Consider the following 16,045-nt stretch of genomic DNA (forward strand, 5'->3'; position numbering starts at 1 on the left):
CTCACTTTGAAAATGCCTTGCGCGATCCATCTTCATAAACCTGATCATCTGCCAGCAGCTTGCCATTTTCATCCCAGCTGCGTTCACGCTGTATGCGGCCACGTTCATCGTAATGAGATTCACGCAGCAATGTGCCATTTTGCGCAAAACTCTGGTGAACACCAATCGGGCGTTCGCGGTAGCGGCCTTCATAGACATAACGTTCGTGGTTGGACATTTTTCCGCTATCGAAATAATTGCGTACTTCCTTGACGTCGTCCTTGCCTTCAAGCGTAAATTTCTCGCTACGCTTCGGCTGTCCATTCAGGTAAAAACTGGCATCGGATATCAAGCGATTCTGGCGACGCCCATCTTTTTCAACGAAGGCATACAACTGCTCGCGCACTTTCTGGCCAGTCTCATGATATTCAACTTCGCGTTCAATCGCTGCAGGTTTTTCTGTGACATTCCACACAGTCTCTTTCAGCAATACACCAGTGTCAAAATATTGTTTGCGCGTCTTTTGTTTTGTGCCAACTTCGTCCACTGTTTCAGGCTTGCCGTTGTCATAGTAATGCGTGGCTTGCTGGATCTCACCCGTCAGAAAGGTGAACTGACTGCGCAAGCGTCCGCCTTCTGCATACAGTTGCACCTTGGACGGTTTGCCATTGAAACCGCACAGGGCTGCATCATTGGCATGGGGTGCCAGCAAAGGTTTGTCAGCACATTCAATTGTGCTCAATTGTTTGTCCTGCGTATATTTAACGGTGGCTTTTTCTTTGGGATTTTCACCAATAAAAGAGATTCGCTTGGCGGCACCATTGGGATACCATTCGCGCACCAGGCCGCGGGCACTGCCATTCACATTGTTTTCTTCACGCAGCACTTGCCCATTTGGCGCAAATTCACGCGCACGACCATCGGTATTGCCACGCTCATTGACGTTGTGTTCCTTGAACAAGACACCGTCCTTGTAATAACGCACCAGGCCCATAAAAACACCCGCGCGCAATTCCTGCTCGCGCACCAGCTTGCCCGTATTCCTGTCCACGCATTTCATGATGCCGGTTTTACCTGCAGTTGTACTGCCGTTGGCAGGATTGACGTGCTCTTTGTTTAATTCGCAATCTTCGATAGCCATCGCATTCGACATGCTCAAGGCGGTAATTGCAAGAATGGGAAGGGCACGCCGCAAAATGAATTTGGCAGAAATAGTCATCTTGAAATAAAAATAATGTTGAAAAGCAAGAACTAATATAATGGCAACATTGTCGAAGCAATCAGTTAATTGCGGCTTGGACCTGGTTTTATTCCATCATACCAATTAACCAACAAGACCTGTGAAAACAACGAGCAGCATAATTTCTGATGCGTCCTGTTAAAAAAATCTACCTTGTTCAAAACAACATTTGGAGTCTGTTGCATGTCCTTAAACGAAGTCAGCTTTCAAAAACCTGTCTATACCTATGCAGATCTGAGTACTTTCGGTGGTAAGTATAGTCTTGCCACTGCCATCAATGATGCTGGTCAGATGGTAGGGAACGATACAAAAAATGAAGCATCCAGCTCCCATAAATTTGGCGTTCAAACCACCTATGCTGCCATCTGGGACAATTCCTATTACGTACCCAAAACCAGCCTGCTTGCAGAAGTGGATAGCCACGCCTACGGGATCAACAACTTCTCTGCCATCGTCGGTTCTTCGTTGAAAGAAGTGAACGGCAGTTTCCAGGTAAGCGCCACGATCTGGCAAGACGGCAAGACAAACTATCTGGCATCATTGAGTAGCGATCAGTACAAAAGTATTGCCCAGGCTATTAATGACAAGGGCGTGGTCGTGGGTGAAAGCTTTACAGGCAATTCATGGGACGCGCACCATGCCACCCTTTGGAATGACAAAGGTGTTATTGATCTGGGTACGCTGGGCGGCAAGGATAGTGATGCGCTGGCGATCAATAATGAGGGCCTTGTAGTTGGCTGGGCTTCAGGTGCAGAACCTGACGACTACACACATCCCGTCATGTGGAAAGACGGCCAGATTATCAATTTATCGCCAACGCTTCACGGTGCAGCCACCAGCGTCAATGATAATGGCTTGATTGTTGGCTATACCCTTGACAATGAAATGTATGCACACCCCACGCTGTGGAATAATCAAAAAGAAATCGTTCTGCAAAGTGCCGCTGGATCTTTTTCTTATACAAGTGCAATCAATAACAAGAACCAGATCGTCGGTTCTGAAATTACTGCCGATGGCCAATTCCATGCCCTGCTCTGGAATACACCTGACAGTGCCCCCATAGATTTGAATCAGTTCCTTGACAAATCCCAGCGCGACGCTGGATGGACACTTGCCAATGCTACCGATATCAACGACAAAGGCTGGATCGTTGGTTCAGCCATGAATATCAAGACTTATGAGTCGCATGCCTTTGTGCTGACTGCCGATGGTGTCACAGGATTGGCTGCCACCGTCCCTGCTCCTGCAGAGCTGGTGGCAACTGCAGCCCCTGCACCACAGGTAGCAAGCGCGGATGTCTGGTCAGGTGCTTATTGAGCGGGTACTTATTGATATATAAGTTTCGTTAAAGCCAGCCTGCTAAACTTCCCCTTTTCTGCCCCTTTTGCTATATATCCAGGGGCAGTTTTGTCATTTCTGCTTCATGAACCAGCCTGAAGGAGGTAATTCGGGCATTGGTAGAAATGAAAGCTTAAATAATAAATACCTGGCTCTAAGCCTAGTCTGCACCCGCTGTCAAGACTGGCGCAAAGTCACAAATTGCGTATCATCTGCGCCTTGATTGCTTTTTTTATGTCTGGATTCTGGATTTATGTTGCCTTCGATTGAACAAAGACTTGCCGTAGAACTGGTTGCCAAGCCGGTTCAGGTTGCTGCTGCTGTTGCCTTGCTGGACGAAGGTGCAACGGTCCCGTTTATCGCCCGTTACCGTAAAGAAGTGACCGGTGGCCTGGATGATATCCAGTTGCGCCTGCTGGAAGAGCGCCTGCGCTACCTGCGCGAACTGGAAGACCGCCGCACTGCCATCATTGCCTCGATAGAAGAACAGGGCAAGATGACGCCAGTACTGCTGGACGCCATCACCCACGCCGAAGACAAGACCCGTCTCGAAGACTTGTACCTGCCATACAAACCCAAGCGCCGCACCAAGGCCCAGATCGCCGTTGAAGCTGGTTTGCTGCCTCTGGCAGATGCCTTGCTGGCCGACCCCATGCTGAACCCGGATACTGAAGCCGCCAGTTACCTGAAACCGGCCTTCACCACCGACAATGGCGACAACCCCGGCGTTGCGGACGTCAAAGCCGCCCTTGATGGTGCGCGTCAGATCCTGATGGAACGCTTTGCCGAGGATGCGACCCTATTGCAGGCTCTGCGTGAATACCTGAATGACCACGGCATCGTGGAATCCAAGGTCGTTGCTGGCAAAGAAGAAGCTGGTGAAAAATTCGCCGATTATTTCGACTATTCAGAAACCCTGGGCACCATCCCTTCTCACCGCGCCCTGGCCCTGTTCCGTGGCCGCCGTGAAGAAATGCTGACAGTCAGCCTGCGCCTGGATAGCGAAGAAGAAAAACCAAAATGGGATGCACCGCTGAACCCATGCGAAAGCCGCATCGCTGCCCGCTTTGGCGTGAGCCAGAAAGACCGCCCAGCCGATAAATGGCTGGTGGATACAGTGCGCTGGGCCTGGCGCGTCAAGGTCTTCATGCATCTCGATACTGAGCTGATGGGCAAGCTGCGCGAAACCGCAGAAGTCGAAGCCATCAATGTATTTGCCCGCAACCTGAAAGCCCTGCTGCTGGCAGCACCTGCTGGCCCACGCGCCACCATGGGTCTTGATCCTGGCCTGCGTACCGGCGTCAAGGTGGCGATTGTTGATGCGACGGGCAAGGTCGTTGAATATGCGACTATCTACCCGCATCAGCCACGCAATGACTGGGATGGTTCCCTGCATGTATTGGCGCAACTGGCGGCTAAACATAATGTATCGCTGATCTCTATCGGCAATGGCACGGCTTCGCGTGAAACCGACAAGCTGGCAGGCGATTTGATCAAGCTCAAACCCGAGCTCAAGCTGACCAAGATCGTGGTCTCTGAAGCTGGCGCATCTGTCTATTCCGCTTCTGAATTTGCATCCAAAGAATTGCCTGACCTGGATGTGTCCATCCGTGGTGCGGTATCGATTGCACGCCGCCTGCAAGACCCACTGGCTGAGCTGGTGAAGATTGATCCCAAGTCTATCGGCGTAGGCCAGTACCAGCATGATGTTAGCCAGTCACAACTGGCGCGCTCACTCGATGCAGTGGTTGAAGATTGCGTGAATGCGGTTGGTGTCGATGTGAATACCGCTTCTGCCCCTTTGCTGGCACGCGTGTCTGGCCTGTCGTCCAGCGTGGCGCAAAGCATCGTCAATTTCCGCGATGCCAAGGGCATGTTTAATTCACGTTCCGACTTGCGCTCTGTACCGCGCCTGGGTGACAAGACCTTCGAGCAGGCAGCCGGTTTCTTGCGCATCATGAACGGCAGCAACCCGCTCGATGCTTCTGCAGTCCATCCTGAATCTTATCCTCTGGTAGAAAAAATCCTGGCGGATATCAAGAAGGACGTGAAGGGCGTCATCGGTGATGCTGGTTTGCTGAAGTCTTTGAATCCAGCCAAATACGCCGATGAAAAATTTGGTGTACCGACTATCACCGACATCATCGGTGAACTGGAAAAACCAGGCCGTGACCCACGTCCAGAATTCACTACCGCCACCTTCAAGGACGGCGTAGAAGAAATCAAGGATTTGCGCCCTGACATGATCCTGGAAGGCGTGGTCACCAACGTGGCTGCCTTTGGTGCTTTCGTTGATATCGGTGTGCATCAGGATGGCCTGGTACATATCTCTGCCTTGTCGAATACTTTCGTCAAAGACCCGCATACAGTTGTTAAAGCCGGGCAAGTCGTCAAAGTGAAAGTGCTGGAAGTCGATGTCAAACGCCAGCGTATCGCCCTGACCATGCGTTTGACAGATGCTGCATCTGTGGCAGGCAGCAAGCCTGAACAACGCGGTGACCGTAATGACGCCAAGCGCCTCAATCAACACCGCTCACAAGCCCAGGCACCAGCACCTGCTGGTAATGCAATGGCAGCGGCGTTTGCGAAATTGCGTGGGTAAGTAGTAACTAAGCAATAAGCAAGCAATAAACTCAATGATCAGACTGTCCCAAATTGTGACAGTCTGATCAGAGTTGCGAAATAATGTTACACCCGGATTTTCTATATACCTCTTCCCAGCAAGTCCATCACCAGTACCAGCAGTAAATTCCCCTCTGTACCCTTCCTATCTCCAGTCTGCACCTGCTGTGTTTTTCTTTCAGGAAAACATTTCCAGCATGGCACGCCGTTTGCGTTGTTATCCCCGTGTCGCAGCTTATGCGCACCATCTAATAAACAACGGAGACCACCATCATGAACATGGCAGACATCAGCAAACTCGGTATCAGCAATCCTTTCGCCAAACGCTACGATAATTTCATAGGCGGTAAATTTGTGGCACCGGTCAAGGGTGAATATTTCGAGAACATCAGCCCTGTCATCGGCCAGGCATTTTGCGAAGTGGCGCGCTCAACGGCTGAAGATGTGGAACTGGCACTTGATGCTGCCCATGCTGCAAAAGTGGCCTGGGGTAAAACTTCGCCAGCCGAGCGCGCCAACATTCTCAACAAGATCGCTGATCGCATGGAAGCCAATCTGAGCCTGCTCGCGACCGCAGAGACTATAGACAATGGCAAACCCATACGCGAAACCATGGCGGCAGATATTCCGCTGGCGATAGACCACTTCCGTTACTTTGCCGGTTGCATACGTGCGCAGGAAGGCTCGGTTTCACAGATCGATGACCAGACTTATGCCTATCACTTTCATGAACCGCTAGGCGTCGTTGGCCAGATCATTCCATGGAACTTCCCTATCCTGATGGCAGTGTGGAAAATGGCACCTGCCCTGGCCGCAGGCAATTGCATCGTCATGAAACCGGCAGAACAGACACCGGCCTCCATCATGGTATTGGTTGATTTGATCAAGGACCTGTTACCACCCGGAGTCTTCAATGTCGTCAATGGCTTTGGCCTGGAGGCAGGCAAGCCACTGGCATCAAGCAAACGCATCGCCAAGATTGCCTTTACCGGTGAGACTGGGACTGGCCGCTTGATCATGCAATATGCTTCGCAAAACCTGATTCCTGTAACTCTGGAACTGGGTGGCAAATCGCCGAATATCTTCTTTGCCGATGTCATGGAAAAAGATGATGCCTTCTTCGACAAATGCCTGGAAGGCTTTGCCATGTTTGCGCTGAACCAGGGTGAAGTCTGCACCTGCCCTTCACGCGTATTGATACAGGAATCCATCTATGACCAGTTCATGGCCAGGGCCATCAAACGTGTTGCCGCCATCAAGCAGGGCAACCCGCTCGACAGCGCCACCATGATAGGTGCGCAGGCTTCACAGGAACAACTGGAAAAAATCCTGTCTTACCTGGACATAGGCAAACAGGAAGGCGCGCAACTCTTGATAGGCGGCGAAAGAAATATGCTGGATGGCGATCTAGCCAAGGGTTACTACGTCAAACCGACCATCTTCCAGGGCCACAACAAGATGCGCATCTTCCAGGAAGAAATCTTTGGCCCGGTAGTGTCCGTCACGACCTTCAAGGATGAAGAAGACGCGATCTCTATCGCCAACGATACCCTGTATGGCCTGGGTGCAGGTTTGTGGACACGCGACGGTTCCCGCGCCTTCCGCGTTGGCCGCGCCATCGAAGCTGGCCGCGTCTGGACTAATTGCTACCACCTGTATCCGGCGCATGCTGCATTTGGCGGTTATAAACAATCCGGCATAGGACGTGAAAACCACAAGATGATGCTGGATCATTATCAACAGACTAAAAACCTGCTGGTGAGCTATAACCCGAATGCGATGGGGTTCTTTTAGTAATCATTAAATTCAAGACCTCTCAACACAGAGGCACAGAGACACAGAGAAGAGCAAGAGAAGGTCAAAACACAATCTTATCTCTGTGTCTCCATAAAAGTAGAGACACAGAGACAAATTTTAAAATATATCCTTCCAGGATTTCTCTTGCCTTTCTCTGTGTCTCCGTGTCTCTGTGGTGAGCTTTTTGGTCTTTACGTAAAACAACCGAAACAAACAAAATGACCACCACACCCGCCCGCGTCACTGCAACTCCCGCTGCACTCGAATTTATCAGTACGCTGCAAACCAAATACGGCCCGCTATTATTTTTCCAGTCTGGCGGTTGCTGTGATGGCAGTTCACCGCTTTGTTATGCAAGGAATGAATATGGCATAGGCGATGCCGATGTGTATCTGGGTGATCTGGATGGCACGCCGTTTTATATGGGCAGCGATCAGTTTGAATACTGGCGGCACACGCAACTGATCATTGATGTCGTCAATGGCATGGGTGGCATGTTTTCACTCGACAATGGCACGGGCAAGCGTTTCCTGACGCGCTCGCGCCTGTTCACTGATGAAGAAAATGATTTGCTTGGTACTGCGGTTTTGCACGGCCCGCAGGTTTGATCAGTCACTCTTCAGAGCGGCTAGCTTGCGATAAATTGTATTGCGCGACACGCCCAGGGCCTTGGCCGCAGCAGTGACATTACCCTGATGCTGTTGCAGGGTCTGTTGTATGGCATCCATTTCCAGCGCGTCCAGACTGGATGGTGTTTGACTCAAGGCTATGGCGACGGGCTTGAGTGCCATGTCCATGTCTTCCAGAAAATCTTCAGGCAAATGTTCGAGACGAATTTCCATATCGGCGTCCGTCATGACAATGGCGGTGCGCAAGAGATTCGTCAATTGGCGGAAGTTACCCGGCCAGCCATGCGCGTGAAACAACTGCATGACTGTAGGTGCTATCCGGTATTGCCTGCCTTCGCTTTCTGTCGCCAGGACTTTGGCAATGACAACATCAAGGTCTGTGCGTTCGCGCAAGGGTGGCAGGCGCACTACCAGGCCATTCAGGCGGTAATACAGGTCATCACGGAATTCGCCTTTGCCTATCATCTCGCGCAAATTACGATTGGTGGCGCAGATCAGGGCGAGGTTGACCGGGATGGATTTGCTGCTACCGAGAGGAGTCACCATGCGTTCTTGCAAGACCCGCAGCAAACGGGCTTGCAGATTGAGGGGCATGTCACCGATTTCATCAAGGAATAGTGTGCCGCCATTCGCCTGCAAGATCTTGCCTATATTGCCTTTCTTGCGTGCGCCAGTGAATGCGCCATCTTCATAGCCGAATAACTCTGATTCAATCAGGGTCTCTGGTATGGATGCACAATTCACGGCAACAAAGGGGCCGGATTTACGGGGTGAATCATTGTGCACAGCCTGGGCCAGCAATTCCTTGCCTGTGCCGGTCTCACCCGTCACCAGTATCGAGATATCACGACCTATGACGCGTTTGAGTTTATCGATGGCGCGGGCAAGTTGCTCATCGCCGGTATCCAGATAATGCAGGCTGGATAGTTTAGGTTTGACTTCTGCCGCTTGCGGTTCACGCGCATTGTCCAGTATATGCCTGGCGGAGGCTGAGGGGCGCTTGAGGCTCTGGCTCCTGGCATATACACGCACGCCATTGTGCAGGCACAAGGTCAGCAAACCCGGTGTCGCAGTGCGGTAGTGCTCATGCAGGGCTGACACAGGCAAGCCAAACAAGGAACTGAAGGTATGCGTCTGCAAGGCAGAAAGTGGCAAACCCAGCTGGAACAAGCCACTGCGGCTGGCGGATAAAAAGCGGCCATCGCTGTCGAAACAGGCGATGCCTTCCATCAGGGTGCCCAAAAATTCCGGGCGGCTATGAAAGCTGAGTTTGATGGCATCTTGAAAAGAAGAGGCAAACAACTGGTTTTCTATCATCTGCGCCGACATGCGCACCAGGGCCATGGTGTGCTTGTGGAAATTATGCTGGTCACCAGTGACATCCAGCACGCCGATAACATTGCCCATGACATCAAAGATAGGTGCGGCAGAGCAAGTCAGGAAATTGTTAGCTTCGAGATAATGCTGGTCTGCATGAACGATAGTGGGTGTTTTTTCGGCAATGGCGGTGCCTATGGCATTGGTACCCTTGCTGCGTTCAGACCAGGCGACGCCGGGGCTGAGTGCCACCCTGTCCGCCTTTTCCAGGAAATCAGCATCGCCCAGGGTATGAATAATCAGTCCATTCACATCGGTCAGGATGACCATATTGTGCGTGTTAATTATTTGCTCATACAGGTTTTCCATGACGGGCAAGGCATGCTGGTGCAAGACCCGGTTTTGCTCCAGCAGGGTCTTGAGATCAGTCTTGCCCAGAGGGCCATAATCTGGCGTAGCCGTGCGCGGCAAGCCATAGGCGGCGGAGCGTTCATGTGCCTGTTCTATCATCATGCGGGCAGATGAAGCAGGACTTATGCCAGAACCATGCGGCATTTGCCCAGAGGAAATTCCAGTGTCACGCATTTGCATACGGGTCTCCAGCGACATGACCGATTTATCGGCTCTAGGCTATTGCTCTAAGGTCTTAATGTAACACTAATAGATTATCGCACCAGAAACCGCAAATTAATTTACCTTCACTTACGTGACCTGAGCTAACCGACACTGCAGTGTGCTTTCTACTATAATGACGGTATTCGTAATAATTACTGGAAGATAGCCATGAGCGACGTACAAAGCTGGATCAAAGAAACTGTTACTGCAAACCCTGTCGTGTTATTCATGAAGGGTACTGCCCAATTCCCGCAATGCGGCTTTTCTGGCCGCGCAATACAATTGTTGAAGACCTGCGGTGTGCAAAACATGGTCACCGTGAATGTGCTGGAAGACCCGGAAGTACGCCAGGGTATCAAGGATTTTTCCAACTGGCCTACCGTACCGCAGTTGTATGTCAAAGGCGAATTCGTTGGCGGCTCTGACATCATGAACGAAATGTTTGACAGCGGTGAATTGCAGACCTTGCTGAAAGACTAAGCAAGGCATGACTGAAGCCGCAGCCCCCAAGCGTCTGATTGTTGCCATTACCGGTGCAACAGGTGCCATCTATGGTGTGCGGCTGCTGCAAGTCCTGCGCAATATTTCTGGCGTGGAAAGCCATTTGCTGATTTCAGAAGCAGGTGTGCTGAACCTGCATCAGGAAATGGACTTGAAGCGCAAGGATGTAGAAGCTCTGGCCGATGTTGTCCACAATGTGCGCGATGTCGGCGCGAGTATTGCCAGCGGTTCGTTTTTGTCAGATGGCATGGTCATCGCGCCCTGCTCGATGAAAACCCTGGCAGCCGTGGCACATGGGCTGTCCGACAACCTCATCACCCGCGCTGCCGATGTGGTCCTGAAAGAGCGCCGCCGCCTGGTACTGATGGTGCGCGAAACACCCTTCAACCTCGCGCACTTGCGCAATATGACAGCCGTCACAGAAATGGGCGGCATCATCTTCCCACCCCTGCCTGGTTTTTACCACCGCCCGCAAAGCATAGAAGAGATGGTCGATCACACTCTTGGTCGCGTACTCGATATGTTTGCCTTGCCGCATGAACTGACGCCACGCTGGCAAGGCCTTAAAGATTCTTAGCGGATTTACACAAAACCGCCCCAACTGCGTTGCAGCGACTAGCCGTACTAAAAAAGTACTGTCTTCGTCGCCACGGTGTTTTTGGGGTTTCAGACAACACGTTGTCTGCCAACGTAACGAAGCACTCTTGCAAGAGTGCTTACCTAAAGCGTTAGCCTTGCTGGGACAATTTTGTGTAAGTCCTTAGTACCTATCCATGATGAGCTGGGTCTTCAGCGAATCCTCAGCCACAAACCATCCACGTGAAATCAGATACGCCTGCAATTCATCATGCTTGGCAGAGGCTGTTGTTTCGCTCGTGGTCTTGAAAGAGGCCTCAACAATGTAGTCAGTGCCTGTGCCAGCCTGGTTCAGGATAGGCCAGACTTCGATATACAGCTTCAAGCCGCTCCAGGTGCCGACTGAGCGCTTGGCCAGTATCGGGCCATACCTGCGCGAGCTATCCAGCATGGATGTGCCCCAGCCGCTATACAGCCAGTTATTCAGCTTGCCAGGGATATTCTTTTTGAGCAGACTGCGAGAGTCACTGGCCGATGGCAGGTCCATGCCGCTATAACCGGATTTGCTGTCTGTCTTGCTGTTGGAAATACTCAGGGTTTTCTTTTGATAGCCCCATTCGACCTGAGCTTCATAATTCTTTTCTGTAGAGTCAAAACCTTCTGCATTGGCTTTATACAGGGCTTCAGTGATATTGCCATTGTCTATGGCATAGCGCTTCTTGTAGGTCAGCTCAAAATCACTTTCACCTTCAGTCTTGCGTATCCGCGCTATCCAGGTATTGCTGTAGATATCCTTGGCATTGGTATCCATGAACAGGACATTCATCTTGGTCACAGATGTTGGCATGTTGAAGGTATTGAGCACCGTACTCTTGAGTTTGTGATCGGCATCCAGGACCACATTCGGGTTCATCAGCAACTTCACTTCATAGTCAGGCACCATATTGCTGGCAGCAACTGCGTGTTCTAGCGGCAGCAGCAATGTCAAAGCCAGACTGGATATTGCGCGACGTATCGTAGATTTCATCATGACATGCACTCCGTGGATTTTGGTGAGCACACTATAAAAGCCAATTGTGACCCTCGCATTACGACGGCACTATCGATGGTGTCATTGCTGCGTCACATGCCGGTAGTAAATTCGCGGGCAAGAATTTTCACGCAAATTTACGTACTCACGAGGCATATCAAATGAAGCAAAGTAGCAAAAACCTGATGCTAGTCAGCAGCAGCCTGGCTGCCGCCATGTTGCTCACTGCCTGCGGTGGCAGCAGCAACAATACGGTCGCCACCCCAGCCACACCTACTCCTGTGAATGGTGTGTTCCTGGATGCCGCAGTCGAAGGCCTGGATTATTCCATCGCGGGCGGCAGCAAGCTCAGCACATCTGCTACTGGCGGCTTTAGCTGCAACGCAGGTGACACCGTCGCGTTCTCAGTCGGCGGTATCGCCCTGGGTAATGCGCCTTGTGCGGCAACTGCAACGCCATTGACGCTGGCCAATTCCAGCAACGTCAAGGATGACAGCGTCGTCAACCGCCTGCTATTCCTGCAATTGCTGGATGAAGACAATGATGTTGCAACAGGCATCAAAATACCTGCTACAGTAAAGACTGCACTCGCTGGCCAGACGCTGGACTTCAATGCAAATGCTGCCAACTTCAATACGGCACTGACTGCAACTTTGGCCAAGCTGTCAGCGAATTACCAAAAGCTCACCGTGGATGCAGACCGCCGCACCTTGGTACGCGAACATTTTGAAGACACCATGGCATCCAGGCTGGGCACACCTGTCGTTGATACTGTGACGCAAACCAATGCCCTGGGCACGGTCAGCGCCGCCATCACGCGTTATCAGGTCCAGGCTGCGGATAATTTCTTTGTGCCGTATGAGGGCACGAATGCTGCAGTCAAGGCAGAATTCCCGAAAGGCTTCTTGCCATCCTATGGTTCTGGTCTGACATTCAAAGGCAAGGCCGCTGATGGCTCGCTGGAATTTTATGGCATCACCGACCGTGGTCCTAACGGCGATGGCCCCAAAGTACCTAACTCTGTCGTGACCCCTGGCGCTACTGGCACGAGTGATGCCAAATTCTTCCCCTCCCCCAGCTTCACACCTTCATTTGGTCTGATCAGCATAGGCAAGGATGGCGCGGTCCTGAAATCCAGCACGCCTATCAAATTCAGCCCTACCATCAATGCGTCCGGCCTGTCTATAGCGGCTGGCAAGCTGGGCTCTTCAGCCGAAGTGCCTTTGAATGATGCGGCAAAATTTGATGCCAGCAGCAAAACCACGTTCAGCGACTATGGCCTGGATACTGAATCCATCGTCTATGATGCAGCACGTGGCGTGGTCTGGGTATCAGATGAATACGGCCCTTTCATTTTGAAGATTGATGTTGCCACCGGCATCATCCTGAAAAAATACCAGCCAGGTACAGGTGCAAGCGACCTGCCTGCCGTCTTGTTGAAACGCCGTGCCAATCGCGGTATGGAAGGTCTGTCACTGGAAGTAGCCACCGGCAAATTAAATGGTTTTATCCAAAGCCCGCTGGACGATGGCAAGGCCAATTACGTCGTGCCCGGTGCCACTGCGGCGACCAGTGAAAGTATCAAAGATTATGCGAAGTTCAACCGCTGGGTTGAGTTTGACCCAACGACAGAAAAAACCAAATTGTATGCCTACCCTATCGACAGCACGCAATACACTGCAGGCAAGACAGGAAATGCCAAACTGGGTGATATGGTATCGCTGGGTAATGGCAAATTTATCGTCATAGAACAAGGCACAGACCCGAATGGAAAGGCCTTTAACAAGCTGATGCTGGTACAAGTGCCTAGCAATGCGACCGATATTGCCAACATGAGCACGGACCTTGAAAAAAGCAGCATGACAGGTGCAGCAGTCAATGGTGTCAATTATGCCGATGTAGTCTTGCTCAAGAAAACACAGTTGTTTGACCTGAACAATGCAGGCTGGCTGGCAGAAAAAGCCGAAGGTCTAGCCCTGGTCGATGAAAACACCCTGGCACTGACCAATGACGATGACTTTGGCATGAAGACGGTGATAGTCGATCCTACCGGTGCCATCGTAGTTGGTGCGGACGTCACCAAATGCACGGTAGATGCCAATGGCGCGATGACGACCACCGCAGGTGCACTGGGCTGTACCGCAGGCAATACCATGCGTGTTGCCCGTGGTGCGGATACTGAACGCCCTAACCGCATCTGGCTGTTCAAATTCAGCAAGAAACTGTCCGACTTCAATATCCCTTCCTGATATTGTCTTAGCAATAGAAAGCCGCTGTGAGTGATCAAGCTCACAGCGGCTTTTTTCATTTCAAGACCATCTCTTGCGACAGGTAAGAATACACCGCCGACACCCGGCGCAAATGTCTGGCTTCGGTGTGCGTGAGCAGCCATAGCTCGGTCTGGCATTCATCCAGCACATCGCTCAGTTGCACCATATCCTTGCGGCCCTGAGCAAGGAATAGCGGCAAGATACCCAACCCCAAACCCTGCCCCACCAGCTCTGCCACGGTGAGTATGCTATTGACCTTGTAGGTCGCCTGCAGCTTTGGGAAATGCTTCTTGCGCCACACGACTGACGGATGTTCTGGCAAGGCATCGTCAGGTGCGATCCAGTGATGGCGCAGAGCAATGTCCGCATCAAAGTGCTTTATCTTGCTGGCCTTGCCTGCATACAAAGCCACCCGTATCGGCCCCAGATGCCTGCCTATCAAATGCTGCGGTGGCCGCTTGCTGGCCCTTATGGCAATGTCGGCATCGCGCCTGGTCAGGCTGGCCAGTTCATTGCCTGCATGCAGGTCCAGACTCAATAAGGGATGCAGCAGTTGCAAGGGCTTCAAGACAGGTGCCAGCAAGCCATGTAATATGGTGTCTGTGGTTGTGATGCGCACTGCCCCTGCTACCTGGTCTGGCTGCATTTGCATGGCTGAACGGGCAGTTTCCAGCTGCGCTTCCATTTGCTCTGCATGTACCGCCAGTTCCTGCGCCAACTCATTGGCCTGATAACCTGTGCGCGAACGTTCAAACAGGCGTTGCCCCAGGCCTTTTTCCAGCTTTTGGATACTACGAAAGACGGTGGATGCATCCAGTGCCAACCGTTCTCCCGCCTCAGCCAGCTTGCCTGTGCGTACCAGCGCCAGCACCACTTCAAGATCAGCCGCAGTTAATCTGTAATTTAATCTGTATTGCGTTTTTGCATTCATAGTTTGCTACATCGCCTATTTTCATTGCAAATGCGAAATCATATAGTAACTCCATCAATCACTTTTTTGGAGAACAAAATGACTCATTCAAATCCTTCTAACGACCAAGGCAGCAATGCCTACGGTATCACTTTGCTGCGCATCAGCCTGGGCATCATGTGGATAGCCCACGCCCTGCTGAAACTGTTTGTGTTTACCCTGCCCGGTACGGCGCAGTTTTTTACCAGCATAGGTTATCCGGGCTTTCTCGCTTATCCCGTATTTGCGCTGGAATTGTTGGGCGGCCTGGCACTGGTACTCGGCATCTACAGCCGCCAGGTTGCGCTGGCACTGGTGCCCATCATGGCGGTTGCCGCGACTGTGCATTTTGGCAATGGCTGGGTACATACCAGCCCAAATGGTGGCTGGGAATATCCGGTGTTTCTGATCGTGACTTCAATCGCGCTCTGGTTACTCGGTGATGGTGCCTTTGCCCTGCGCCGTAGTTCACGCTTTTCATTGACATAAGAGGGGAAAATCATGAGCAATGCATATACCCTGATCAGCCACAAGCTTTGCCCCTATGTGCAACGTGCTGCCATTACCCTCGCTGAGAAAGGTCTGGAGTTTGAACGCATAGACATAGACTTGGCGAACAAGCCTGAGTGGTTCCTGCAAGTGTCACCACTGGGCAAGACACCGGTACTGCTGGTCGATGGACAAGCCATCTTTGAATCAGCAGTCATTTGCGAATACCTCGAGGAAACCACGCAACACCGCCTGCATCCAGAAGCTGCATTGGAAAGAGCACAACACCGCGCCTGGATAGAATTTGCCTCGGCCACCTTGAATAGCATAGGCGGTTTTTACAATGCAACAGATACGCAGATCTTGAATGCCAAAGCAGCAGAACTAAAAACGAAGTTTGCACAACTGGAAAAGCAACTAGGCACCGGGCCTTATTTTTCAGAAGAAAATTTCAGTCTGGTAGATGCGGCATTTGCACCAGTGTTCCGCTATTTTGATGTGTTTGAAGAGATAGCAGATTTTGGATTCTTTACTGGCCTACCCAAGTTAAAAGCATGGCGGCAAACCCTGCAGGTGCGGGCTTCGGTACAGACTGCTGTCAGTGAAGACTACCCTGCTTTATTACGTGCTTTCTTGCGTGCGCGCCATTCTGCCTTGTCAGCTTTGATGCGATAAAAAAACGGTGCAGATTTA

At 51.5% G+C, this 16,045-nt stretch carries 13 protein-coding genes; 9 read left to right on the forward strand and 4 right to left on the reverse strand.

The features are described from left to right. Position 1 precedes the first annotated feature (1 nt). Positions 2-1,138: a hypothetical protein gene (locus ACO0LD_RS06945; RefSeq protein ID WP_423005107.1), complete on the reverse strand. Its 1,137-nt coding sequence runs from the start codon at positions 1,136-1,138 to the stop codon at positions 2-4. Positions 1,139-1,402: 264 nt separating this feature from the next. Between ACO0LD_RS06945 and ACO0LD_RS06950 the strand changes: the two genes are divergently transcribed. From ACO0LD_RS06950 to ACO0LD_RS06965, 4 genes are all read left to right on the forward strand, one after another. Next, positions 1,403-2,536 carry a hypothetical protein gene (locus tag ACO0LD_RS06950; RefSeq protein WP_423005109.1) on the forward strand — a complete coding sequence of 378 codons (1,134 nt, stop codon included), beginning with the start codon at positions 1,403-1,405 and terminating at the stop codon, positions 2,534-2,536. A gap of 274 nt (positions 2,537-2,810) precedes the next feature. Then, complete coding sequence (locus ACO0LD_RS06955; protein WP_423005111.1) at positions 2,811-5,159, forward strand: Tex family protein; 2,349 nt, start codon at positions 2,811-2,813, stop codon at positions 5,157-5,159. A gap of 293 nt (positions 5,160-5,452) precedes the next feature. Continuing rightward, entirely contained in the window at positions 5,453-6,973 is a 1,521-nt protein-coding gene (gene adh / locus ACO0LD_RS06960; RefSeq protein WP_423005113.1) for an aldehyde dehydrogenase, read from the forward strand. A 221-nt stretch (positions 6,974-7,194) separates the two neighbouring features. Further along, the gene (locus ACO0LD_RS06965; protein ID WP_423005115.1) at positions 7,195-7,584 is read left to right on the forward strand and encodes a DUF779 domain-containing protein; all 390 of its coding nucleotides are present in this window, start codon (positions 7,195-7,197) and stop codon (positions 7,582-7,584) included. Here ACO0LD_RS06965 and ACO0LD_RS06970 read toward each other — a convergent pair whose 3' ends face one another. Further along, the gene (locus ACO0LD_RS06970) at positions 7,585-9,432 is read right to left on the reverse strand and encodes a sigma-54-dependent Fis family transcriptional regulator (RefSeq protein ID WP_423005883.1); all 1,848 of its coding nucleotides are present in this window, start codon (positions 9,430-9,432) and stop codon (positions 7,585-7,587) included. It abuts the gene before it with no gap. 273 nt (positions 9,433-9,705) lie between these two features. On the opposite strand from ACO0LD_RS06970, the gene grxD reads away from it, so the two are divergent. Beyond that, the gene (gene grxD, locus ACO0LD_RS06975) at positions 9,706-10,017 is read left to right on the forward strand and encodes a Grx4 family monothiol glutaredoxin (RefSeq protein WP_422950349.1); all 312 of its coding nucleotides are present in this window, start codon (positions 9,706-9,708) and stop codon (positions 10,015-10,017) included. Positions 10,018-10,024: 7 nt separating this feature from the next. Next, entirely contained in the window at positions 10,025-10,615 is a 591-nt protein-coding gene (locus tag ACO0LD_RS06980; protein WP_422950348.1) for a UbiX family flavin prenyltransferase, read from the forward strand. Between the two features lie 183 nt (positions 10,616-10,798). Here ACO0LD_RS06980 and ACO0LD_RS06985 read toward each other — a convergent pair whose 3' ends face one another. Then, a complete protein-coding gene (locus ACO0LD_RS06985; protein WP_423005117.1) occupies positions 10,799-11,644 on the reverse strand; it encodes a hypothetical protein in 846 nt (281 codons plus the stop codon). 161 nt (positions 11,645-11,805) lie between these two features. Here ACO0LD_RS06985 and ACO0LD_RS06990 point away from each other — a divergent pair, with 161 nt between their 5' ends. After that, positions 11,806-13,893, forward strand: coding sequence for an esterase-like activity of phytase family protein (locus tag ACO0LD_RS06990; protein WP_423005119.1), 2,088 nt, complete (start codon positions 11,806-11,808; stop codon positions 13,891-13,893). Positions 13,894-13,948: 55 nt separating this feature from the next. On the opposite strand, the gene ACO0LD_RS06995 is transcribed toward ACO0LD_RS06990, so the two are convergent. Next, entirely contained in the window at positions 13,949-14,845 is an 897-nt protein-coding gene (locus tag ACO0LD_RS06995; protein ID WP_423005121.1) for a LysR family transcriptional regulator, read from the reverse strand. A 78-nt stretch (positions 14,846-14,923) separates the two neighbouring features. On the opposite strand from ACO0LD_RS06995, the gene ACO0LD_RS07000 reads away from it, so the two are divergent. Together ACO0LD_RS07000 and ACO0LD_RS07005 are read left to right on the forward strand one after the other, a co-directional pair. Then, a complete protein-coding gene (locus tag ACO0LD_RS07000; protein ID WP_423005123.1) occupies positions 14,924-15,352 on the forward strand; it encodes a DoxX family protein in 429 nt (142 codons plus the stop codon). 12 nt (positions 15,353-15,364) lie between these two features. Beyond that, the gene (locus tag ACO0LD_RS07005; RefSeq protein ID WP_423005125.1) at positions 15,365-16,027 is read left to right on the forward strand and encodes a glutathione S-transferase family protein; all 663 of its coding nucleotides are present in this window, start codon (positions 15,365-15,367) and stop codon (positions 16,025-16,027) included. The last annotated feature ends 18 nt before the right edge of the window (positions 16,028-16,045 follow it).

Origin of the sequence: Undibacterium sp. Ji83W (assembly GCF_049340385.1) — a bacterium.
GTDB lineage: Bacteria > Pseudomonadota > Gammaproteobacteria > Burkholderiales > Burkholderiaceae_D > Undibacterium.

Bases quoted from the DNA above. Each gene is read 5' to 3' on its own strand.
- ACO0LD_RS06950 (WP_423005109.1), top strand. From the start codon at position 1,403: ATGTCCTTAAACGAAGTCAGCTTTCAAAAACCTGTCTATACCTATGCA.
- ACO0LD_RS06955 (WP_423005111.1), top strand. From the start codon at position 2,811: ATGTTGCCTTCGATTGAACAAAGACTTGCCGTAGAACTGGTTGCCAAG.
- adh (WP_423005113.1), top strand. From the start codon at position 5,453: ATGAACATGGCAGACATCAGCAAACTCGGTATCAGCAATCCTTTCGCC.
- ACO0LD_RS06965 (WP_423005115.1), top strand. From the start codon at position 7,195: ATGACCACCACACCCGCCCGCGTCACTGCAACTCCCGCTGCACTCGAA.
- ACO0LD_RS06970 (WP_423005883.1), bottom strand. From the start codon at position 9,432: ATGATAGAACAGGCACATGAACGCTCCGCCGCCTATGGCTTGCCGCGC.
- grxD (WP_422950349.1), top strand. From the start codon at position 9,706: ATGAGCGACGTACAAAGCTGGATCAAAGAAACTGTTACTGCAAACCCT.
- ACO0LD_RS06980 (WP_422950348.1), top strand. From the start codon at position 10,025: ATGACTGAAGCCGCAGCCCCCAAGCGTCTGATTGTTGCCATTACCGGT.
- ACO0LD_RS06985 (WP_423005117.1), bottom strand. From the start codon at position 11,644: ATGATGAAATCTACGATACGTCGCGCAATATCCAGTCTGGCTTTGACA.
- ACO0LD_RS06990 (WP_423005119.1), top strand. From the start codon at position 11,806: ATGAAGCAAAGTAGCAAAAACCTGATGCTAGTCAGCAGCAGCCTGGCT.
- ACO0LD_RS06995 (WP_423005121.1), bottom strand. From the start codon at position 14,845: ATGAATGCAAAAACGCAATACAGATTAAATTACAGATTAACTGCGGCT.
- ACO0LD_RS07000 (WP_423005123.1), top strand. From the start codon at position 14,924: ATGACTCATTCAAATCCTTCTAACGACCAAGGCAGCAATGCCTACGGT.
- ACO0LD_RS07005 (WP_423005125.1), top strand. From the start codon at position 15,365: ATGAGCAATGCATATACCCTGATCAGCCACAAGCTTTGCCCCTATGTG.